The organism is Paracoccus sp. SSJ (assembly GCF_030234105.1).
Lineage (GTDB): Bacteria > Pseudomonadota > Alphaproteobacteria > Rhodobacterales > Rhodobacteraceae > Paracoccus > Paracoccus denitrificans.
In genome coordinates this window covers 32,739-52,660 of record NZ_JASSPE010000014.1, presented here as the reverse complement: position 1 = coordinate 52,660, position 19,922 = coordinate 32,739, and the positions used below count along the sequence as shown (strand labels likewise).

General features: G+C 68.0%; 18 protein-coding genes. 13 read left to right on the top strand and 5 right to left on the bottom strand.

Features of this window, described 5'->3' with window-relative positions; genetic code table 11:
- Window positions 1–161 precede the first annotated feature (161 nt).
- From QPR87_RS15385 to QPR87_RS15360, 6 genes are all read left to right on the top strand, one after another.
- Window positions 162–662, top strand: a complete 501-nt coding sequence (locus QPR87_RS15385) for a type III secretion system chaperone family protein (protein WP_011748486.1) — start codon at window positions 162–164, stop codon at window positions 660–662.
- 38 nt (window positions 663–700) lie between these two features.
- Window positions 701–1,504: a pyrroline-5-carboxylate reductase gene (gene proC / locus QPR87_RS15380; RefSeq protein ID WP_230999310.1), complete on the top strand. Its 804-nt coding sequence runs from the start codon at window positions 701–703 to the stop codon at window positions 1,502–1,504.
- Window positions 1,501–1,842, top strand: coding sequence for a tRNA-binding protein (locus QPR87_RS15375; protein ID WP_011748484.1), 342 nt, complete (start codon window positions 1,501–1,503; stop codon window positions 1,840–1,842). The genes proC and QPR87_RS15375 overlap by 4 nt, the downstream gene beginning before the upstream one ends.
- Window positions 1,842–2,792, top strand: a complete 951-nt coding sequence (locus QPR87_RS15370; RefSeq protein ID WP_285050150.1) for a 2-hydroxyacid dehydrogenase — start codon at window positions 1,842–1,844, stop codon at window positions 2,790–2,792. The genes QPR87_RS15375 and QPR87_RS15370 overlap by 1 nt, the downstream gene beginning before the upstream one ends.
- Window positions 2,792–4,018 (top strand): glycerate kinase type-2 family protein, encoded by a 1,227-nt coding sequence (locus tag QPR87_RS15365; RefSeq protein ID WP_285050148.1) that lies wholly within the window; start codon window positions 2,792–2,794, stop codon window positions 4,016–4,018. Before QPR87_RS15370 ends, QPR87_RS15365 begins: the two co-directional genes overlap by 1 nt.
- A gap of 115 nt (window positions 4,019–4,133) precedes the next feature.
- Complete coding sequence (locus QPR87_RS15360) at window positions 4,134–5,180, top strand: DUF475 domain-containing protein (protein ID WP_011748481.1); 1,047 nt, start codon at window positions 4,134–4,136, stop codon at window positions 5,178–5,180.
- Between the two features lie 190 nt (window positions 5,181–5,370).
- Here the strand turns inward: QPR87_RS15360 and QPR87_RS15355 are convergent, their stop codons facing one another.
- The 5 genes from QPR87_RS15355 to cobS form a co-directional block, all read right to left on the bottom strand.
- On the bottom strand, window positions 5,371–7,188 hold the full coding sequence (locus tag QPR87_RS15355) for an aminopeptidase P family protein (protein ID WP_285050146.1): 1,818 nt from the start codon (window positions 7,186–7,188) through the stop codon (window positions 5,371–5,373).
- A gap of 27 nt (window positions 7,189–7,215) precedes the next feature.
- Window positions 7,216–8,469, bottom strand: a complete 1,254-nt coding sequence (gene epsE / locus QPR87_RS15350) for an exopolysaccharide biosynthesis GT4 family glycosyltransferase EpsE (RefSeq protein ID WP_285050144.1) — start codon at window positions 8,467–8,469, stop codon at window positions 7,216–7,218.
- A gap of 98 nt (window positions 8,470–8,567) precedes the next feature.
- Window positions 8,568–10,430, bottom strand: coding sequence for a cobaltochelatase subunit CobT (cobT, locus tag QPR87_RS15345; RefSeq protein ID WP_011748478.1), 1,863 nt, complete (start codon window positions 10,428–10,430; stop codon window positions 8,568–8,570).
- On the bottom strand, window positions 10,427–10,993 hold the full coding sequence (locus tag QPR87_RS15340; RefSeq protein ID WP_158659267.1) for a hypothetical protein: 567 nt from the start codon (window positions 10,991–10,993) through the stop codon (window positions 10,427–10,429). Before QPR87_RS15340 ends, cobT begins: the two co-directional genes overlap by 4 nt.
- 1 nt (window position 10,994) lies before the next feature.
- A complete protein-coding gene (cobS, locus tag QPR87_RS15335; RefSeq protein ID WP_011748476.1) occupies window positions 10,995–11,969 on the bottom strand; it encodes a cobaltochelatase subunit CobS in 975 nt (324 codons plus the stop codon).
- A 155-nt stretch (window positions 11,970–12,124) separates the two neighbouring features.
- On the opposite strand from cobS, the gene QPR87_RS15330 reads away from it, so the two are divergent.
- The 7 genes from QPR87_RS15330 to QPR87_RS15300 all read left to right on the top strand — a co-directional run bounded on the left by QPR87_RS15330 (window position 12,125) and on the right by QPR87_RS15300 (window position 19,916).
- Complete coding sequence (locus QPR87_RS15330; protein ID WP_285050141.1) at window positions 12,125–13,093, top strand: DUF808 domain-containing protein; 969 nt, start codon at window positions 12,125–12,127, stop codon at window positions 13,091–13,093.
- A gap of 65 nt (window positions 13,094–13,158) precedes the next feature.
- Window positions 13,159–14,538, top strand: a complete 1,380-nt coding sequence (locus QPR87_RS15325; protein ID WP_285050140.1) for an FAD-binding oxidoreductase — start codon at window positions 13,159–13,161, stop codon at window positions 14,536–14,538.
- Window positions 14,539–14,595: 57 nt separating this feature from the next.
- Window positions 14,596–14,955: a hypothetical protein gene (locus QPR87_RS15320; protein ID WP_158659268.1), complete on the top strand. Its 360-nt coding sequence runs from the start codon at window positions 14,596–14,598 to the stop codon at window positions 14,953–14,955.
- A 216-nt stretch (window positions 14,956–15,171) separates the two neighbouring features.
- Window positions 15,172–15,954: a glycoside hydrolase family 25 protein gene (locus QPR87_RS15315; RefSeq protein WP_011748472.1), complete on the top strand. Its 783-nt coding sequence runs from the start codon at window positions 15,172–15,174 to the stop codon at window positions 15,952–15,954.
- The gene (locus QPR87_RS15310; RefSeq protein ID WP_104491791.1) at window positions 15,930–16,586 is read left to right on the top strand and encodes a CPBP family glutamic-type intramembrane protease; all 657 of its coding nucleotides are present in this window, start codon (window positions 15,930–15,932) and stop codon (window positions 16,584–16,586) included. Before QPR87_RS15315 ends, QPR87_RS15310 begins: the two co-directional genes overlap by 25 nt.
- 60 nt (window positions 16,587–16,646) lie before the next feature.
- Window positions 16,647–18,422 (top strand): aspartate--tRNA ligase, encoded by a 1,776-nt coding sequence (aspS, locus tag QPR87_RS15305; RefSeq protein WP_285050138.1) that lies wholly within the window; start codon window positions 16,647–16,649, stop codon window positions 18,420–18,422.
- A 126-nt stretch (window positions 18,423–18,548) separates the two neighbouring features.
- The gene (locus QPR87_RS15300) at window positions 18,549–19,916 is read left to right on the top strand and encodes a DUF1800 domain-containing protein (RefSeq protein ID WP_285050136.1); all 1,368 of its coding nucleotides are present in this window, start codon (window positions 18,549–18,551) and stop codon (window positions 19,914–19,916) included.
- The last annotated feature ends 6 nt before the right edge of the window (window positions 19,917–19,922 follow it).

Below are 19,922 nucleotides of genomic sequence, written 5' to 3'. Positions count from 1 at the left end.
GCTGTCGCGATCCGGTAACGGAATTTTCGCTTTACACCCTCGTGGAACCGGCACACGATATGTTGTAGGCACATCCCGGGGGCTACGCCGGGTGTAGTCTGGGCCACCAAGGGTTGGGGTTTTGACCTTGCCCCGCTCTCAGACAGGCAGGGGGACAGGATATGGCACAGCTGGACTTCATCCATAGCGATGACATCCATCCCATCGATATCGTGGAAACCGTCGCGACGCATCACGAATGGGATTTCGACCGACTGGCCGAGGACCAGATCGCGATGGCGGTCGAGGGCCAATGGCGCACCTATTCGATCACGCTGGCCTGGTCGCAGCGCGACGAGGTGCTGCGGCTGATCTGCACCTTCGACATGGACCCTCCGGCCGAGACGCTGCCGGCGCTCTACGAGGTCCTGAACCTTGCCAACGACCAGGTCTGGGACGGCGGCTTCACCTTCTGGGCACCGCAGAAGCTGATGGTCTGGCGCTACGGCCTGGTGCTGTCGGGCGAGGCCATCGCCAGCCCGGAGCAGATCGACCAGATGATCGGCAATGCCATCCTGGCCTGCGAACGGTTCTATCCCTGTTTCCAACTGGCCTGCTGGGGCGATGCCACGCCCGAGGCGGCCATGGACATCGCCATGTCCGAGGCCTACGGTCGCGCCTGAATTCCCGCCTTCGCGCGGGCCAAGGCAGGGGGCAGGGCATGGATTTTTCGGTTCTGAATGCGCGCGGGCTGGTGCTGGTCGGCTGCGGGCGGATGGGCGGCGCGCTTCTGGACGGCTGGCTGAAGAACGGCTTGGCTGCGGGGGCGGTGCATGTGGTCGACCCGCATCCCCGGGCGGAACTGTCGGATTTGGGTATTTGGGTAAACGGAAAGCTGCCCGAGGAGCCCGCCGTGCTGGTGATCGCCGTCAAGCCGCAGATGATGGCGGATGTGCTGCCCCGGCTTTCGGTCGGGGCGGGAACGCTGGTGGTCTCGGTCGCGGCGGGGGTGACGCTTGGCGCCTATGAGGCGGCCTTTCCGGCCGCGCCCATCGTGCGGGCCATGCCGAACACGCCGGCCGCCATCGGCCAGGGCATCACCGCCATCGTCGGCAATGCCAGGGCCGGCGATGCCGAGATGGCGCTGGCAGAGGCGCTGCTGTCCGCCGTCGGCCGCGTCGTGCGGCTGGAGGGCGAGGCGCAGATGGATGCGGTGACGGCGCTTTCCGGTTCGGGTCCGGCCTATGTCTTTCACATGATCGAGGCCATGGCGGCGGCGGGCGAGGCCGAGGGGCTGCCTGCGGCCTTGGCGCTGGAACTGGCGCGGGCGACCGTTGCCGGGGCGGGCGCGCTGGCCGTGCATGAAGACGAGGACCCCGCAAAGCTGCGCGAGGCCGTGACCTCGCCCGGCGGCACCACGGCTGCGGGCCTGAAGGAGCTGATGGACCCCGGGACCGGCCTGCCGTCCCTGATGCGCCGCACCATCGCGGCAGCCGCCGCGCGGGGACGGGAGTTGGGAAAATGAGCGATCCCATCGCCTGGGCGGATTTCGAGAAGGTCGAGATCCGCGTCGGCCGCATCACCCGCGCCGAGCCCTTTCCCGAGGCGCGGCGCCCGGCCTTCAAGCTGTGGCTGGATTTCGGGCCCGGGATCGGCGAGCGGAAAAGCTCGGCCCAGATCACCCGGCATTATGCGCCGGACGGGCTGGTCGGCCGGCAGGTGCTGGCGGTGGTGAACTTCCCGCCGCGCCAGATCGGCCCCTTCATGTCCGAGGTTCTGGTTCTGGGCCTGCCGGACGAAGATGGCGAGGTCGTGCTGATCGGCCCCGACCGCGAGGTGCCCGTCGGGGGGAGGATGTATTGATGAAACTTCTGGTGACGCGCCGCATGACGCAGGCGGCGGAACATGCGCTGTCGGCCCGGTTCGAAACCGAGATCCTGGATCGCAAGGACGGGCTCGGCGTCGATGAGGCGGCGAAGGCGCTGGCCGATTACGACGCGATCATGCCGACGCTGGGCGACCGCTTTACCGCCGAGGCATTCCAGGGCCAGCCGCGCTGCAGGCTGCTGGCCAATTTCGGCGCCGGCTACAACCACATCGACGTGGCGGCGGCCGCGGCGGCCGGCATCGCCGTGACCAACACGCCCGATGCCGTGACCGAGGCCACCGCCGACATCGCCCTGACCCTGATCCTGATGACCGCGCGCCGGGCGGGCGAGGGTGAGCGGCTGTTGCGCCGCGGCGAATGGACCGGCTGGGAGCCGACGCAACTGCTGGGCCGCCATGTCACCGGCTGCACGGTCGGCATCATCGGCATGGGCCGCATCGGCAAGGCCATTGCACGGCGCTGCCATTTCGGCTTCGGCATGGAGGTGCTGTTCCACAACCGCTCGGTGGTCTCGTCTCTGAACTTCCCGGCCCGGCAGGTGGCCGACCTGGACGAGTTGCTGGTTCAGTCGGATTTCGCCATCATCGCCGTTCCTGGCGGGGCCGAGACCCGGCACATGATCGGCGCGCATGAGCTGGAGCGGCTGGGGCCGCGCTCCTACCTCATCAACATCGCCCGCGGTGACGTGGTCGAGGAGGCGGCGCTGGCCGAGGCGCTGGCCCAAGGCCGTATCGCCGGGGCGGGGCTGGACGTCTATGAGTTCGAGCCGAGGGTGTCGCCTGCGCTCTGCGCCATGGAGAACGTGACGCTGCTGCCGCATCTGGGCACTGCCGCCGAAGAGGTGCGCACCGCCATGGCGATGCGGGCGATGAACAATCTCGTCGCCTTTGCCGAGGGGCAGGCGCTGCCCGACCGGGTGAACTGATGGCGCCGCGCGACCGTGCGATGGCGTTGATCCGCGCCGGCATCGCTGCAGCCGATCCGGGGGCGGCGGTGGTGCGCGGCATGGGCGAAGTGCTGGCCGATCCGCCGGGGCCGGGCGGGCGCTGGCTGGTGATCGCGCTGGGCAAGGCCGCCCGGGCGATGGCCGGGGCGGCGCTGGAGGCGCTGCCGGGGGCCGAGGCACTGGTGGTGACCAATGCCGGCAACGACGCGGCGCTGGCGGGTGCGCGGGTCATGCGTGCCGGCCATCCGCAACCCGACGCGGATGGCGCGGCAGCCGCCGAGGCGGTGATCGCCATGCTCTCGGCCAGCGGGCCGCAGGACCGGGTGCTGGCGCTGATCTCGGGCGGCGGCTCGGCGATGCTGCCGGCGCCGGCCGAGGGCATGACGCTGGCCGACAAGCAGGCGGTGAACCGGCTGCTTCTGGCCTCGGGGGCGGATATTGCGCAGGTGAACCTGATCCGCCAGGGCCTGTCGCGGCTCAAGGGCGGCGGCTGGCTGCGGCTGTCGCGGGCGCCGCTGACGGCGTTGATCCTGTCGGACGTGCCGGGGGACGACCTGCGGGTCATCGCTTCGGGGCCGACGGTGGCGCCGGTCGGCACGCGCGCGCAGGCTGCCGATCTGGCGCAATCGCTGCGCATCTGGGAGCGGATGCCCGAGGCGGCGCGGGCAGCGCTGCTTCGCCCCGAGGATCGCCGCGCCTTGCCGCGGGCCAGGAACATCCTCGTCGGCTCGAACGCGCTTTCGGTCGCGGCCATGGTCGAGGCGGGGGCCGATCCCGCGCCGATCCCGCTTGAGGGCGACGTGCAGGATTGCGCGCGGGCGATCTGGGCGCTGGCGTCGGGGTTGCGGTCCGGCCAGGCGCTGGCCTTTGGCGGCGAGACGACGGTGAAGCTGGTCGGCGACGGCATGGGCGGGCGCAACCAGGAACTCGCCTTGCGCCTGGCGCTGCTGGCCGAGGCGCAGCCGGTGGATTTCGACTGGGCTTTTGCCTCGGTCGGCAGCGACGGGCGCGACGGCCCGGGCGAGGCGGCGGGCGGGCTGGTCGGTCCCGGCACGCCGGCGGCGATCCGGGCGGGCGGCATCGATCCCGCAGCGGCGCTGGCCAGGAACGATTCGACTCCGGCGCTGGCGGCCGGCGATGCGCTGGTGGTGACCGGCGCCACCGGCACCAATGTCGCCGACCTGGCGGTGCTGGTCCGCGCCTGAAGATCGGTAGCCATATCGCGGGCTGCGTGCAAGGCAGCCCTGCGCCCACCCGCCTTGCCCGCCCCCCGGGCAGCGCCTAAGACCGAAAGGCACGAGCCGCAGGAAGGGGAAGCCCATGAGATCCACCCTCAGCTACATGACCTGGCCCTTCATCGTTACCGGCGCGGGCCTGGCGCTCGCCGCCTTTCTGGGCTGGGAATATCACGGCACCGGCTCGGGGGCGCTGGCCTTCTTCCTGATCGCCGGCATCCTCGCGGTGCTGGAAATCTCGCTTTCCTTCGACAACGCCATCGTCAATGCCAACAAGCTCAAGCAGATGACCCCGAAGTGGCAGCGCCGCTTCCTGACCTGGGGCATCCTGATCGCGGTCTTCGGCATGCGGGTGATCTTTCCGCTGCTGGTGGTGGTCATCGCCGCCCATCTGGCGCCATGGGAGGCCATTCGCCTGGCCGCCACCCAGCCGCAGGAATATTCCCGCATCATCCACGAGGCGCACCTGCCCATCGCGGCTTTCGGCGGCTCGTTCCTGATGCTGGTGGCGCTGAACTACTTCTTCGACGAGGCCAAGGACGTCGACTGGATCAAGGGCGTCGAGGCCGCGCTGCGCAAGCTGGGCGAGATTCGCGGCATGGAGGTCGGCTTCGTGCTGGTCTGCATGCTGGTGATCGTCGGCCAATTGCCGGCGGAAAAGGAGCATGCCTTCATCATCGCCGCGATCTGGGGGGTGATCACCTATCTGCTGGTGGACATGCTTGGCCATGTGCTCGACCGTTGGGGCGGCGCACCGCAGCCCGCCGACATGGCGCGCGGCGGCTTCGGCGCCTTCCTCTATCTCGAGGTGCTGGACGCGTCCTTCAGCTTCGACGGGGTGATCGGCGCCTTCGCGCTGACGCAGAACCTGTTCCTGATCGCCATCGGCCTGGGCATCGGCGCGATGTATGTGCGCTCGATGACGGTGATGCTGGTCGAGCGCGGCACGCTTGCCGCCTTCCGCTATCTGGAGCACGGCGCCTTCTGGTCGATCTTCGTGCTGTCGATCCTGATGTTCGTCCAGACCCTGCGGCCGATCCCCGAGGTGGTCACCGGCCTTCTGGGTGCCTGTTTCATCGGCATGGCCTTTCTCAGTTCGCTGGCCTGGCGTCGCCGCCACCCGCACGGCTGATCCAACCGCAGCCGGTCGGGCGCGGCGAGTCCTGTCTTCTCTGTTCCCCAAATACTCATGCAACCGCGCCTCCGGGCACGGCCGTATGAGTATTTGGGGAACAGAGAAGCCGGAGGGTGGCCCACCGGGCGAGGCCGTGCTGGCTGCATCGTCCGGTGAGTAATTTGGGAAACGGTGAAGGCGCCGGTCTTCAGGCGCTGCCGCCAAGCGGCCGCGTCGCGCGATGGAGCCAGTCGCGCACCTGGCCTTCGACCAGGGGCGAGATTTCCTCCCACACCCGCGCATGATAGGCGTCGAGCCATTCGACCTCGGCCGGTGCCAGCAGGCCCGGCTCGATCAGCCTGCGGTCGATCGGGGCCAGCGTCAGCGTGCCGAAGCCCAGCATCTCGCGCCCGTCCGGGCTGCCCTTTTCCTCGACCACGATCAGGTTCTCGATGCGGATGCCGAATGCGCCCTCGCGGTAATAGCCCGGCTCGTTCGACAGGATCATCCCGGGCTGCAAGGGAATGTCCGAAATGCGCGAGATCCTGACCGGCCCCTCGTGCACCGACAGCCCGGCGCCGACGCCGTGCCCGGTGCCGTGGTCGTAATCCATGCCCTCGGACCACAGCGGTGCCCGCGCCAATGCGTCGATATGGCAGCCGGCGACGCCTTTTGGGAACTGCACCTGCGAGATTGCGATCATGCCCTGAAGCACACGCGTATAGGGCCGGCGCACGGCCGGATCGACCGGGCCCATCGGCAGGGTGCGGGTGATGTCGGTGGTGCCGTTGGCGTATTGCCCGCCGGAATCGACCAGCAGGACATGGCCGGGCAGGATGCGCAGGTCGCTCGCCCGGTCGACATGGTAATGCGGGATCGCGGCATGCGGGCCGGTGGCCGAAATGGTGTCGAAGCTGATGTCGAGGATGCCGCGCGCCACGCGCAACGCCTCCAGCTTTTGCGCCACGTCGATCTCGGTCAGCGGCTCGGCGTCGAGATGCGGCGCACGGGCGTCCAGCCAGCACAGCAGTTCCGTCACCGCGGCGCCGTCCTGCAGATGGGCGGCGCGCATGCCGGCGATCTCGGCGGCGTTCTTGCATGCCTTGGGCAGGATCACCGGGTCCGGCGCCTCGGCGATGGGGGTCTTCATGCTTTCGATCAGCGAAAACACCCGGTCCGGCGCGCTGGCAGGGTCGACCCGCACCGGGCCGGCGAGATTGGTCAGCGCCGGGGTCAGCGCATCCAGCGGCAGCACCGAGACCTCGTTGCCAAGCGCGGCCCGGACCTCGGGGCCGAACTTGGCCGGGTTGGTGAAGACGGCGACATGGCCGTTTTCCTCGATGATGGCAAAGCTTTGCACCACCGGGTTTTTCGGCACGTCGGCGCCGCGGATGTTCAGAAGCCACGAGACCGAATCGGGCAGGGTCAGCACCGCCGCCTGCTGCCCGGCCTCGCGCAGTGCGCGGGCGATGCGGGTGCGCTTGTCGGCCGCCGTTTCGCCGGCGGCCTCGTCGGGCCAGAGCCGCACCGCGCCCACCGGCGCATCCGGCTGGTCGGTCCAGATCGCATCGACAGGGTTCGACTCGAGCGCGATCAGCGCGATGCCCGCGCCGGCCAGCCCCTTTTCCATCTCGCGGATCTCGCGCCGCGTGTGCAGCCAGGGGTCGTAGCCGATGCGCCCGCCTTCGGGCAGGGCTTCGCGCAGCCATTCGGCGGGCTTGGTTTCCGGCCAGGGCACCGGGGTGAAATGCGCCGGGTCCACCTCGGCCTTGACCTGCACGCGATAGCGGCCGTCGATGAACACTCCGGCGCGGTCCGGCGTCACGATGCAGAAGCCGGCGCTGCCGGTGAATCCGGTGAGCCAGGCCAGCCGCGCATCGTGGGCGGCGACATATTCCCCCTGATGCGCATCGGCGCGCGGCACCAGGACGCCGTCGAGCTCGCGCGCCGCCAGTTCGCGCCGCAGTGCGGCCAGCCGGGGTGGATGCGCTGCGGGGTCGGAATGGCTGTCGTAATTCTGGAACATGCTTGCCTCTGGATCTTGTTCTGGGTGTCAGGCGCGGGCCAGCGCCTCGCGTGCGCCGGGCAGGGTACGGGCCAGCCCGTCGGCCACCGCCTCGGCGCTGCGGCGGTGGTGGAACGCGGCGGCGACGCGGGCGCGGGATGCCTGCGCCAGCCGCTGCGCCTCCTGGGGGTCGGCGCGAAGGCGGGCGATCTCGTCCGCCATGATCTCGGGCCGCTCGGGCGGCACCAGGATCGCGTCGCGGCCCGAGGTGATCAATTCGTGATTGCCGCCGACATCGGTGACGACCACCGGCATCTCCATCGCCATCGCCTCCATGATCGCGACCGCGATGCCCTCGTTCAGGCTGGCCAGGGCAAAGACATGCGCGCGCTCCAGCCCCTCGCGCACCCGTTCCTCGCTGACCGCGCCCAAGAGCGTGACGACATCGCCCAAGCCCTTTTCGGCGATCAATGCGTCGAGCTGGCGGCGATAGCCCGAGCCGCCCTGCTCGTCCTCTCCGGCGATCTCCAGCCGGGCGTCGATGCCGCGGGCACGCAGGATTTCGATCGTTCGGACCAGGTGGTCATGGCCCTTGACCGCGTTCAGCCTGCCGCAAGCGAAGATGCGCAGCGGCTCGCCGGGGGCAGGGGGCTGCCACGGCGCCTGGCGCCGGATCTGGTCGAGATCCACGCCCATCGGCGCCACGTTGATCACGGCGGGGCGGTCGGCGCCGATCTCGCGCTCGGCCACCCGCGCCAGCAATTGCGAGATGATGGTGGCGAAACGCGCATGGCGCCATTTCTGCCGCTGGTTCGGGCCGTAGCCCTCCAGCGTCGGCCCGTGCAGGGTCAGGCTGTAGCTCGGCCCGCCCAGCCGCTCGGCGAACATGGCGATATTGGCGCTGTCGGCACAGCTGTGGACATGGACATGACCCCAGCCCTGCTGGCGGGCGATGCGCTTGAGCCGCGCGCCCATGGCCAGCAGCGCCAGCATCCGCAGCCGCCCCTTGAGCCCTTGCGCTTCGGCGGTCAGCACCGCACCCAGCCCACGAGTCCAGCCGGCCGGCCCTGAGCGCAGGAATTCCGCGACGATGCCCAGGCCCCCGCTGCCCAGCGGTATCAGGTAGCGGGTCCGGGCCTGCGCCTCGGCGGCCCAGCTGTGCGAGGCGATGGCGCGCGGCGGCGGGCGGGTCGAGATCAGCTCGGCCTCGATCCCCAGTTCCGCCAGCGCCTGTCGTTCGCGCCACAGGAAGATATGGGTCTGGCCCGGAAATTCGGGAATGAAAAAACCGATCTTCAACACGTCGAAGCCCCTTGGCCTGCGAGGCGGAAAGCGGCCCCGGTCCGGCGAAATTGGTCGCATGGGACGCGGGGCAGATCAAGCAGCCCGAAAGAACAGGTTCAGCCCGCCCGGCGCTGGTTCATGGCGCGGGCGCGCTTTCTGGGATCGGCTTCGAACAGCGCGGCAAGCTGCTCGGTGATGGCGCCGGCAAGCTGCTCGGCATCGGTGATCGTCACCGCGCGCTCGTAATAGCGGGTCACGTCATGGCCGATGCCGATGGCCAGCAGTTCGACCTGCTTCTTGCGCTCGATCATCGCGATCACGTCGCGCAGGTGCTTCTCCAGGAAATTCGCCGGGTTCACCGAAAGCGTGCTGTCATCCACGGGCGCCCCGTCCGAGATCACCATCAGGATCCGCCGCGCCTCGGGTCGCCGCGCCAGCCGCCGATGCGCCCATTCCAGCGCCTCGCCGTCGATGTTTTCCTTGAGCAGCCCCTCTTTCATCATCAGGCCCAGGTTCGGGCGCACCCGCCGCCAGGGCGCATCGGCGGCCTTGTAGATGATATGGCGCAGGTCATTGAGCCGCCCCGGCTGCGCCGGCCGGCCGGCGGCCAGCCATTTCTCGCGGCTCTGTCCGCCCTTCCAGGCGCGGGTGGTAAAGCCCAGGATCTCGACCTTGACCTGGCTGCGTTCCAGCGTGCGGGCCAGCACGTCGGCGCAGATCGCGGCGATGGAGATCGGCCGGCCGCGCATCGAGCCGGAATTATCCAGAAGCAGCGTGACCACCGTGTCGCGGAATTCGGTATCCTTCTCGACCTTGAAACTCAGCGGCGTCGTCGGGTTCGCCACCACGCGGGCCAGGCGCCCGGCATCCAGAACGCCCTCTTCCTTGTCGAATTCCCAGCTGCGGTTCTGCTGCGCCTGCAGGCGCCGTTGCAGCTTGTTCGCCAGCCGCGAGACGGCGCCGCGCAAGGGCTCCAGCTGCTTGTCCAGATAGGCGCGCAGCCGCTCCAGCTCCGCGGGGTCTGCCAGATCCTCGGCGCGGATCTCCTCGTCGAATTCCTGGGTATAGACGCGGTATTCCGGGCTTGCCTCGCTGACCTGCGGCGGCAGGTCGGGGGGCGTCTCGGCCTCGGACATCTCGGCCTCGTCCACCAGCTCCTCGTCGGACTGGTCGTCCATGCTGACCTGAGCCTGGCGTTCGTCCTGCGTCTGGTCCTGCGTGCGCTCGGGGCTGGCCTCGGCGTCTTCGTCCTGGTTCTGGTCGCGGGACTGGTTGTCGCCGGCCTCTTCGTCTTGCTCGGCGTTCTCGTCGGCCTCGTCCTCCTGCGGCTCGTCGGGGTCTTCGCCCAACTGGTCGCCATAGCCCAGGTCGGCGATCACCTTGCGGGCGAGCCGGGCGAAGGCGGCCTGGTCGGCCAGCACCTCGCCCACATGATCGAGATCGGCGCCGGCCTGTTCCTCGATGAACGGGCGCCACAGGTCCGCGACATGCTGCGCGGCCGAGGGCAGGGCGCGGCCCGTCGCCGCCTGCCGCACGATATAGCCCGCCGCCACCGCCAGCGGCGCGTCGGCCGGGGCCTTGATCTGGCCGTAGCCCTTGCGCTCGGCCTCCTGTCCCAGCTTGGCGTCGATGTTCGACAGCGCCCCGGGCATGTCGCGGGCCCCCAGCGCCTCGCAGCGCGCGGTCTCCATCGCCTCGTAGAGGTCGCGCGCCATCGGGCCAGCGGGGGCGTATTTCGCATGGGTTCCGGCGTCGTGGTGGCGCAGCTTCATCGCCAGGGCATCGGCGGTGCCGCGCGCCAGCAGCACCTCGTCGCGGGTCATGCGGCGGCTGACCTGCGGCAGGCGCATGGTATCGCCCGCCACGCCCGAGGGATCGGCGGAGAAGGTCACGTTCAGCTCGTGATCCTCGGCCAGCGCGCGCGTGGCCTCGGTCAGGGCCTTCTTGAACGGATCGGCGGGGTTGTCGGATTTTTTCATTTTATGCCGTCGCCTAGTTTTTTGAGGTCGGCTTCAACTGCGCGGGGCTCCAGCTTTTCTTGGATGGCTGATGCAAATCGCCTCTTGGACTTCATCACTTTTGCGACGATTCTTGGACACTCTTGAATGCTATCTGCGGCAAAGAGAATGTCATAAACATCAACAAGATCGTCGAGCGGAGCCTGCCGAAACCCAGTATAGGCACTCTCCTTGTTTTTCCCGTATGACGTGTGCTGAAGATTGGGAAGCAACCAGCGCCCACGATCAATTAATGATGTCAATTTCGACAAACAATCCTTTCTCTTATCAAGAAAGCTCTCCGTCGAGGGCATAAGAAGAAGGATATACACGGCAGAGATGGCATCCATCGCTTCCTGTCCCCACGAGAGGATCCTCGCCCTCTCAGATTGCTGCGCATTGAAGCGCGCAATTTTGATCGAGGTATGGGAGGTTCGTCGCGATAAGTAGTTGAAGTAGGCTGATAATGCTGCAGCAATAAACGAGATTGCTGCCGCAATAACGGCGGTTATAGTTCGAGGATCGTTATAACCGCCTTCTGCCATATCACCCCGCCTTGACCGCCGCGCTTTCCGGCAGTTCCTCGTCGAACAGGCGCTGATAGAACTCGGCCACGGTCTGCCGTTCCAACTCGTCGCATTTGTTCAGGAAGGTCAGCCGGAACGCATAGCCCACGTTGTCGCCGAAGATGCGGGCGTTCTGCGCCCAGGCGATCACCGTGCGCGGACTCATCACCGTCGACAGGTCGCCCTGCATGAAGGCGGTCCGCGTCAGGTCGGCCAGCGTCACCATCTGGTTGATGATCTTGCGGCCCTTCTCGGTGTTGTAGGTCGGGTTCTTGGCCAGCACGATGGCAGCCTCGGCGTCGTGGCTCAGGTAGTTCAGCGTCGAGACCAGCGACCAGCGGTCCATCTGGCCCTGGTTGATCTGCTGCGTGCCGTGGTAAAGGCCGGTCGTGTCGCCCAGGCCCACCGTGTTCGCGGTGGCGAACAGGCGGAAATAGGGGTTCGGCGTGATGACCTCGTTCTGGTCCAGAAGCGTCAGCTTGCCGTCCGCCTCCAGCACGCGCTGGATCACGAACATCACGTCGGCGCGGCCGGCGTCGTATTCGTCGAAGACGATGGCGGTCGGGTTGCGCAGCGCCCAGGGCAGGATGCCCTCGTGGAACACCGTGACCTGCTTGCCGTCCACCAGCTTGATCGCGTCCTTGCCGATCAGGTCGATGCGCGAGACGTGGCTGTCCAGGTTCACCCGCACGCAGGGCCAGTTCAGCCGTGCCGCCACCTGCTCGATATGCGTCGATTTCCCGGTGCCGTGATAGCCCTGGATCATCACCCGGCGGTTATAGGCAAAGCCCGCCAGGATCGCCAAGGTGGTGTCGGGGTCGAACTTGTAGGTCGAATCGATGTCGGGCACGCGGTCCGAGCGTTCGGCAAAGCCCTTGACCTTCATGTCGCTGTCTAGACCAAAGACCTCGCGCAGGTCGATCTCTTCGGTCGGTTTCGCGTTCTGATCCAGCATGGGCGGCCCTTTCGATTGTCCCATGCTTGATGAATGATTCCCCGCGCGGGTGCAAGCCGGGCCGGGGCGCGGAACCATTGCCGCGGCTGCGAATTGCGCAAGCATGGGGCGCCCCGTAAGGTGGCGCGTCGGAACCTTGGGGACGGGAAACGGGCATGAGCGGATTGCTGGCGCTGCTGGACGACGTGGCGGGGATCGCCAAGATCGCGGCGGCTTCGGTCGACGATGTGGCGGGGCAGGCGGCCAAGGCGGGCGCCAAGGCCGCCGGCGCGGTGATCGACGACGCGGCGGTGACGCCGAAATACGTCCACGGCTTTTCCGCCGCGCGCGAGGTGCCGATCGTGATGAAGATCGCGCGCGGCTCGCTTTACAACAAGCTGGTGATCCTGCTGCCCGTCGCGCTGATCCTGTCGGCCTTTGCACCCTGGGCGATCACGCCCCTGCTGATGCTCGGCGGGTCCTACCTGTGCTTCGAGGGGGCCGAGAAGCTCGTGCACGCGCTCAGCCACCACAAGGTGAACGAGCCGCATCTGAAGGTCACCGAGGAAGGCGCCGCCGGGCTGGAAGAGGAACGGGTGCGCGGCGCGATCAAGACCGATTTCATCCTCTCGGCCGAGATCATGACCATCGCCCTGGCCACGATCCCGAACGGCGACGCGATCTGGATGAAGGCGCTGATCCTGGCCGTGGTGGCGGTGGGCATCACCGTCGCGGTCTACGGCTTCGTCGCGCTGATCGTGAAGGCCGACGATTTCGGCCTGCACCTGCACGAACGCGGCGGACCCCTGGCGTGGCTGGGGCGCGGCATCGTGCATGTCATGCCGGGTTTCATGAAGGCGCTGACCGTCGTCGGCACCGCGGCGATGATCTGGGTCGGCGGCCAGATCGTCATCCACGGGCTGCACGAGCTGGGCCAGCACCAGCCCTATGAATGGATCCATGGCGTGGCCGAAGCGGCGGCCCATGCCCTGCCCGCCGCGCCGGGGCTTGCCGCCTGGATCACCACCGCCTTCTTCGACGGCATCTTCGGGGTGATCTGGGGCATGATCCTGATCCCGGTCGCGCATTACGCCGTCACCCCCGCCATTGAGGCGGTCAAGGGCGCGCTGGGCGCAAGGGCCTGAGCCCGGCTTGCCCTTGCACCGGCGCCGGGACTATCAACTGCCGTGACAGCAGCAGGAGGTCTCCCATGCCGATTCCCGCCCCGGCGCTCGACGCGCTTGCCGCGCTTCTGGGCGCGCGCCTTTCCACCAGCGGCGCCGACCGCGAGCTGCACGCCCAGTCCGAGACCTTTCACCGCGCGCCGCCGCCCGATGCCGTGGCCTGGCCCGTCTCGACCGACGAGGTCTCGCGCATCGCCGCCATCTGCCACGCGCATCGCGTGCCGATGATCGGCTGGGGCACCGGCACCTCGCTGGAGGGGCAGGCGCTGGCGCCGCAGGGCGGACTGGTGATCGACCTGACGAAGATGGACCGCGTGGTGGAGATCCGGGCCGAGGACATGCAGGTCAGCGTCCAGCCCGGCTGCACGCGCGAGGCACTGAATACCGAATTGCGCGCGACCGGGCTGTTCTTCCCGGTCGATCCCGGCGCCAATGCGTCGCTGGGCGGCATGGCGGCGACGCGCGCCTCGGGGACCACGGCCGTCCGCTACGGCACCATGCGCGACAACGTGTTGGCGCTGGAGGTGGTGCTGGCCGACGGGCAGGTGATCCGCACCGGCACGCGGGCGGCGAAATCCAGCGCCGGCTATGATCTGACGGCGCTGTTCGTCGGCTCCGAGGGCACGCTGGGCATCATCACCGAACTGACGCTGCGCCTGCACGGCCAGCCCGAGGAGGTCGCCTCGGCCGTCTGCGGCTTTCCGACGCTGGAGCAGGCGGTGGAATGCGTCACCGCGACGATCCAGTCGGGCATCCCCATGGCGCGGATCGAGTTCATCGACGCCGATGTGGTGCGCGCCTTCAACCATGCCTCGGGCACGCAGATGCACGAGGGTCCGCACCTGATGGTCGAGTTCCACGGCGCGCCCGCCTCGGTCAAGGGCGATGCCGAAAGCTTCGGCGCGCTGGCGGGCGAGTTCGGCGGCACCGGCTTCGACTGGGCGACCACGCCCGAGGCGCGTGCGGCGCTGTGGAAGATGCGGCACAACGCCTATCGCTCGTGCCTGGCCCTGCGGCCGGGGGCGACGGCGGTGGTGACGGATGTCTGCGTGCCGATGTCGCACCTGCCCGCCGCAGTGGCCGCGGCGGCCGAGGACATCCGCGCCGAGGGCCTGCTGGGCCCCATCGTCGGCCATGTCGGCGACGGCAACTTCCACGCCCAGATCCTGGTGATGCCCGGCGACGAGGCCGAGCTTGCCGCCGCCAAGCGCGTGGCGCTGCGCATGGCGGAGCGTGCGATCGCGGTGGGCGGCACCATTACCGGCGAGCATGGCGTGGGCATCGGCAAGAAGCCCCTGATGCCCGCCCAGCACGGTGCGGCCATCGGCGTGATGGCGGCGGTCAAGCAGGCGCTGGACCCCGAGGGCGTGCTGAACCCCGGCAAGCTGGTGCCCGAGGCGGACTGAAGCAGCGGCGGAAATGGCGATGATATGGCTTTCGCCATCGCCAATCGGAAATGAAAAATGAAACGGGTTTCAGCCCTTTTTCAGAACACGGGAAAGGTCGCAGCAATTCTGGCCATGCTGGTTCTGCTGTCTCCGGTCAACGCGCAGCCACGCGATCAGATCGGCTTGCCCAGCGACCTTGATGCAGCCCGGTTCGGAAAAACATCCGCGGGCCGCGATTATGCCCTGCTTCCCTATAGCCGGACCTTCAAGGGAAACGGCGAGACGTTCGAGCTGACATATCTTGCGCTGGCAAGCATGGATGACGGGCAGTTGTTCATCACACCTCTCAGCGACGATACGCTCATGCCCGAGTTGATCGAGCTTTACCCGGACCTTGCCGAAATTGCTGTTCCTGGCGAAATCACGGCTCGATGATCCGCCGGGCATGGGGTGGCGTCTGCCCGCAAAAAGGGCTCAAGGCCCCCGATCCCTGTCGCCCCGCACCCGGCGCAGCGTCGAGAGTCCGGCGCTGACAAACTCGTGACTGTCACGCCATCGTGACAGAGCGCCGCAGCTTTGCGATAAGGACGGACAGGCGCCGAACACAGGCGCGGGGGCAAAGGCGCCGAAAGGTGCGGGCAGAGGGCAGAGATGACATTCCTGGGCAAGATTATGGCGGTGCTGGCGCTGGTTGTGCTGGCCTCGTGCGGGGGGCCCTCCAGCGGGCCGGCAGTGATGGCGGGGCAGGGCCGCGGCCCGCAATTCGGCGACAGCGCGCCGCATCCGTGGGTGGGCGGGCATCCCTATGACCATCCGGTGCATGGCATCGACATCTCGCGCTGGCAGGGCGACATCGACTGGAACCGCGTGCGCAGCTCGGGCATCAGCTTCGCCTTCATCAAGGCGACCGAGGGCGGCGACCATTCCGACCCGAACTTCCGCCGCTACTGGCGCGAGGCGGCGCAGGCGCGCATTCCGCGCGGCGCCTATCACTACTTCTACTTCTGCCGCTCGGGTTCGGAGCAGGCGGCCTGGTTCATCGCCAACGTGCCCCGGGAGCGCGGTGCGATGCCGCCGGTCCTGGACCTGGAATGGACAGCCTCCAAGACCTGCCCGCATCGTCCGCCAAGCCATGAGGTGCTGCGCGAGGCCAAGATCTTCAAGGACATCCTGCACCGGCATTACGGCCAGCGCCCGATCATCTACACCACGGTGGACTTCTATCGCGACAACAACCTGGGTTCCTGGCCCGAGGAGTTCTGGCTGCGCTCGGTCGCCGGCCATCCGCGCATCGTCTATCCCGGCCAGCGCTACAGCTTCTGGCAATATACCGGCACCGGCATCGTTCCCGGGATCAAGGGCAACGTGGACCTGAACGTCTTTGCCGGCTCGCCGGCGCAGTGGCGGGTATGGCTGAACCAGCGCCTCCAGTAAGCCGCGGCCTGCTCTGGGCCGAGTTCGCGGCGCTCTATGCCGGGGCGCCGCTGGTCATCGCGCTGTTCCTGCCCGGCCATATGCTGTTCGAGGCGCTGGCGGTGTTCAGCCTTGCCGGGCTGGGGCTCTTGTGGCGCACCGGCGGCTTTCACTGGCACAGCCTGGTGCGCGGCTGGAGCCGGCTGCCCTGGCGCGAGATCGTGGCCATCGCGCTGGCCACCCTGCTGTCGGGGCTGGCGATCCTGTCGCTCAGCAGCCCGAACTCGATCTTCCAGATCGTGCGGCACCGGCCCGAATTCCTGCCGGTGATCTGGGTGTTCTATCCGATCCTCTCGGCCCTGCCGCAGGAGCTGATCTTCCGGCCGCTGTTCTTTCACCGCTACGCCGTGCTTCTGCCGGCGGGGCGGGCGGCGATCGCGCTGAACGCGGCGGTGTTTTCCTTTGCCCACCTGATGTATTGGTCCTGGGTGGTGGCGATCCTGACCTTCGTCGGCGGCTGGTTCTTTGCCCGCGCCTATCTGGAGCGCGGCTTTCCCTCGGCCTGGGTCCTGCATGCGGTGGCGGGCAATGTGCTCTTCGCGGTCGGCATGGGCGCCTATTTCTACACCGGCAACGTGGTGAGGCCGTTCTGATTGCTTGACTTCGCCCGCGCGGCGCGGTTCATGCGGGGCCGATACGCAAGGGGAAAAACGATGAGCGCCTATCGCAGCCATACCTGCGGCGAACTGACCGCCGCTGCCGCCGGGTCCGAAATCCGCCTGTCCGGTTGGGTCCACCGGGTCCGGGACCATGGCGGGGTGCTGTTCATCGACCTGCGCGACCATTACGGCATCACCCAGGTAATCGCCGACAGCGACTCGCCCGCCTTCGCGGCGCTGGAAAAGCTGCGTGCCGAGACGGTGATCCGCATCGACGGCCGGGTCAAGCTGCGCGACCCGAGCCTGGTCAATCCCAAGCTGCCCACCGGCGAGATCGAGGTCTATGCCACCGCGATGGAGGTTCTGGGCGCCGCGGACGACCTGCCGCTGCCGGTCTTCGGCGACCAGGACTATCCCGAGGAGACGCGGCTGACCTATCGCTTCCTCGACCTGCGCCGCGAAAGCCTGCACAACAACATCATGCTGCGCTCGCGCGTGGTGAAATGGCTGCGCGATGCGATGTGGGACCAGGGCTTCACCGAGTTCCAGACCCCGATCATCACCGCCAGCTCGCCCGAAGGGGCGCGCGACTTCCTGGTGCCCTCGCGCCTGCATCCGGGCAAGTTCTATGCCCTGCCGCAGGCGCCGCAGCAGTTCAAGCAGCTGATCATGGTCGCGGGCTTTGACAAGTATTTCCAGATCGCGCCCTGCTTCCGCGACGAGGACCCGCGCGCCGACCGCTCGCCCACCGATTTCTACCAGCTTGACCTGGAGATGTCCTTCGTCGAGCAGGAGGATGTGTTCCGCGCCATTCAGCCGGTAATCCAGGGGCTGTTCGAGGAATTCGGCGGCGGTCGCCGGGTCGATACGGACTGGCCGCGCATCCCCTATGCCGAGGCGATGCTGAAATACGGCTCGGACAAGCCCGACCTGCGCAACCCCATCGAAATGCAGGTGGTTTCGGACCATTTCCGCGGCTCGGGCTTCGCGATCTTCGCGAAACTGCTGGAACAGGACGGCACCGAGGTCCGCGCCATCCCGGCGCCGGGCGGCGGCTCGCGCAAGTTCGCCGACCGCATGAACGCCTTCGCGCAAGGCCAGGGCCTGCCCGGCATGGGCTATATCTTCTGGCGCAAGGCCGAGGATGGCACGACCGAGGCCGCCGGTCCCATCGCCAAGGCGCTCGGCCCCGAAAAGACCGAGGCGATCCGCACCCAGCTTGGCCTGGGCGAAGGGGACGCAGCCTTCTTCCTGGGCGGCAAGCCCGAGACATTCGAAGCCGTCGCCGGCCGCGCCCGCAACGAGATCGGCCGCGAGCTTGGCCTGATCGACGAGAACCAGTTCAAATTCGCCTGGATCGTCGATTTCCCGATGTATGAGAAGGGCGAGGACGGCCGGATCGACTTCAGCCACAACCCCTTCTCGATGCCGCAGGGCGGACTCGATGCGCTAGAGGGCGATCCGCTGGCGGTCATGGGCTATCAATACGATCTGGCCTGCAACGGCTACGAGCTGGTTTCGGGCGCGATCCGAAACCACCGCCCCGAAATCATGTTCCGCGCCTTCGAATTGGCCGGCTATGGCCGGGACGAGGTGGAAAAGCGGTTCGGCGGCATGGTCAAGGCGTTCCGCTATGGCGCGCCCCCGCATGGCGGCTGCGCGGCGGGCATCGACCGCATCGTCATGCTGCTGGCCGACGAGGTGAATATCCGCGAGGTCATCATGTTCCCGATGAACCAGCGCGCCGAGGACCTGATGATGGGCGCCCCCAGCGAGCCGACCAACGAGCAGCTGCGCGAATTGCGCCTGCGCGTTCTGCCGCGCGAGTGACCCGTTGCGGCGCATCGGCAGGGTCTTGCCGCGGCGCCGCATGCTGAGGAAAGCGTGATCTGACCTTGGGTCGGGGCCGTGCCATAACCTTGCGCATGGGGCGATTTCCCCTGCAAGGATGATTGCATGAGCTTTGGGTTTCCCGAATTGGCGGCGATCCGTCTGGGCTTTGGCCTGTCGCCGCTGATGCCGCCGCCCGCCGATGTCGAGGCGGTGCTGGCCGGAGCCGCCAATGCCGGTCCGGGCCCCGAGGCGGTGACCACCGACACGGCCCGCGAGATCGCGACCCGGTTCCGCCTGGGCCTGCAGGCCCTGCGCGAGGATCGGCCCGAACCGCCCGAGGCGCAGGAGGCCGGCCGGCTGCTTGGCACCCTGCCGCTCGAGGACCTGCGCCGCCGGGTGATCCGCGCCCTGGACGATCCGATCGGCTTCGGCGAGAGGCTGGTGCAGTTCTGGAGCGATCACTTCACCGTCCGCGCGATCAACAAGGTGAACAACGCCCTGGCGATGGCCTTCGTGGACGAGGCGATCCGCCCGCATGTGAATGGCCGTTTCGAGGATATGTTTCTGGCCGCCGACACCCATCCGATGATGCTGGTCTATCTGGACCAGACCTCCAGCCGGGGGCCGAACTCGCCTTTTGCCCGGCGCCGGCCCCAGCGTCATCTGGGGCTGAACGAGAACCTCGCCCGCGAGGCTCTGGAACTGCATTCGCTGGGGGTGGGCGCCGGCTATGATCAGAAGGACGTGCGCGAACTGGCCGAACTGCTGACCGGGCTGAGCTTTTCCCATCAGGAGGGGTTCGCCTTCAAGCGCGCCTGGGCCGAGCCGGGGGCGGAAACCGTGCTGGGCCAGGCCTATGGCGGGGGTCGGCGCGGCGGGCTCGACGACATCGGCGCCGCCTTTCGCGACATCGCGCGCCGGCCCGAGACGGCCCGGCACCTGTCGCGCAAGCTGGCGGTGCATTTCGTCTCGGACGACCCTTCCGAGGATCTGGTCGAGTCCATGGCGGCCATCTGGCGCGACAGCGGCGGCGACCTGCCGCAGGTCTATCGCGTGATGGCCAGCCATCCCGACCTGGCCTCGGGCCTGCGGCAGAAGGTGCGCCAGCCTTTCGATTTCTGCGTGGCCGGGCTGAGGGCTCTGGGTATTCGCGGCGAACGGATCGCGCGGCTGGAACTGCCCGAGTTTCGCCGCGCCGCCTGGGGGCCGGTCGAGGCCATGGGCCAGCCCTGGGGCCGGCCCAAGGGGCCGGATGGCTGGCCGGAAGGCGCCGATGCCTGGATCGCGCCCCAGACCCTGGCCGCGCGCATCAACTGGTCGCTGCGCATCCCGCGCCTGCTGCTGGACGAACTACCCGACCCGCGCGAGATGCTGGTCTCGGCCTTCGGCGGCACGCAATCGGCGGAACTGGCCTGGGCCGTGCCCAAGGCGGAAAGCGCGGCCGAGGGCGTGGCGCTGATCCTTGCCTCCGGCGATTTCAACCGGCGATAGGAGGGA

Bases quoted from the DNA above. Each gene is read 5' to 3' on its own strand.
- aspS (WP_285050138.1), top strand. From the start codon at position 16,647: ATGAGCGCCTATCGCAGCCATACCTGCGGCGAACTGACCGCCGCTGCC.
- QPR87_RS15330 (WP_285050141.1), top strand. From the start codon at position 12,125: ATGAGCGGATTGCTGGCGCTGCTGGACGACGTGGCGGGGATCGCCAAG.
- cobS (WP_011748476.1), bottom strand. From the start codon at position 11,969: ATGCTGGATCAGAACGCGAAACCGACCGAAGAGATCGACCTGCGCGAG.
- QPR87_RS15320 (WP_158659268.1), top strand. From the start codon at position 14,596: ATGAAACGGGTTTCAGCCCTTTTTCAGAACACGGGAAAGGTCGCAGCA.
- QPR87_RS15315 (WP_011748472.1), top strand. From the start codon at position 15,172: ATGACATTCCTGGGCAAGATTATGGCGGTGCTGGCGCTGGTTGTGCTG.
- QPR87_RS15340 (WP_158659267.1), bottom strand. From the start codon at position 10,993: ATGGCAGAAGGCGGTTATAACGATCCTCGAACTATAACCGCCGTTATT.
- proC (WP_230999310.1), top strand. From the start codon at position 701: ATGGATTTTTCGGTTCTGAATGCGCGCGGGCTGGTGCTGGTCGGCTGC.
- QPR87_RS15300 (WP_285050136.1), top strand. From the start codon at position 18,549: ATGAGCTTTGGGTTTCCCGAATTGGCGGCGATCCGTCTGGGCTTTGGC.
- QPR87_RS15370 (WP_285050150.1), top strand. From the start codon at position 1,842: ATGAAACTTCTGGTGACGCGCCGCATGACGCAGGCGGCGGAACATGCG.
- QPR87_RS15375 (WP_011748484.1), top strand. From the start codon at position 1,501: ATGAGCGATCCCATCGCCTGGGCGGATTTCGAGAAGGTCGAGATCCGC.
- QPR87_RS15365 (WP_285050148.1), top strand. From the start codon at position 2,792: ATGGCGCCGCGCGACCGTGCGATGGCGTTGATCCGCGCCGGCATCGCT.
- QPR87_RS15360 (WP_011748481.1), top strand. From the start codon at position 4,134: ATGAGATCCACCCTCAGCTACATGACCTGGCCCTTCATCGTTACCGGC.
- QPR87_RS15310 (WP_104491791.1), top strand. From the start codon at position 15,930: ATGGCTGAACCAGCGCCTCCAGTAAGCCGCGGCCTGCTCTGGGCCGAG.
- cobT (WP_011748478.1), bottom strand. From the start codon at position 10,430: ATGAAAAAATCCGACAACCCCGCCGATCCGTTCAAGAAGGCCCTGACC.
- QPR87_RS15385 (WP_011748486.1), top strand. From the start codon at position 162: ATGGCACAGCTGGACTTCATCCATAGCGATGACATCCATCCCATCGAT.
- QPR87_RS15325 (WP_285050140.1), top strand. From the start codon at position 13,159: ATGCCGATTCCCGCCCCGGCGCTCGACGCGCTTGCCGCGCTTCTGGGC.
- QPR87_RS15355 (WP_285050146.1), bottom strand. From the start codon at position 7,188: ATGTTCCAGAATTACGACAGCCATTCCGACCCCGCAGCGCATCCACCC.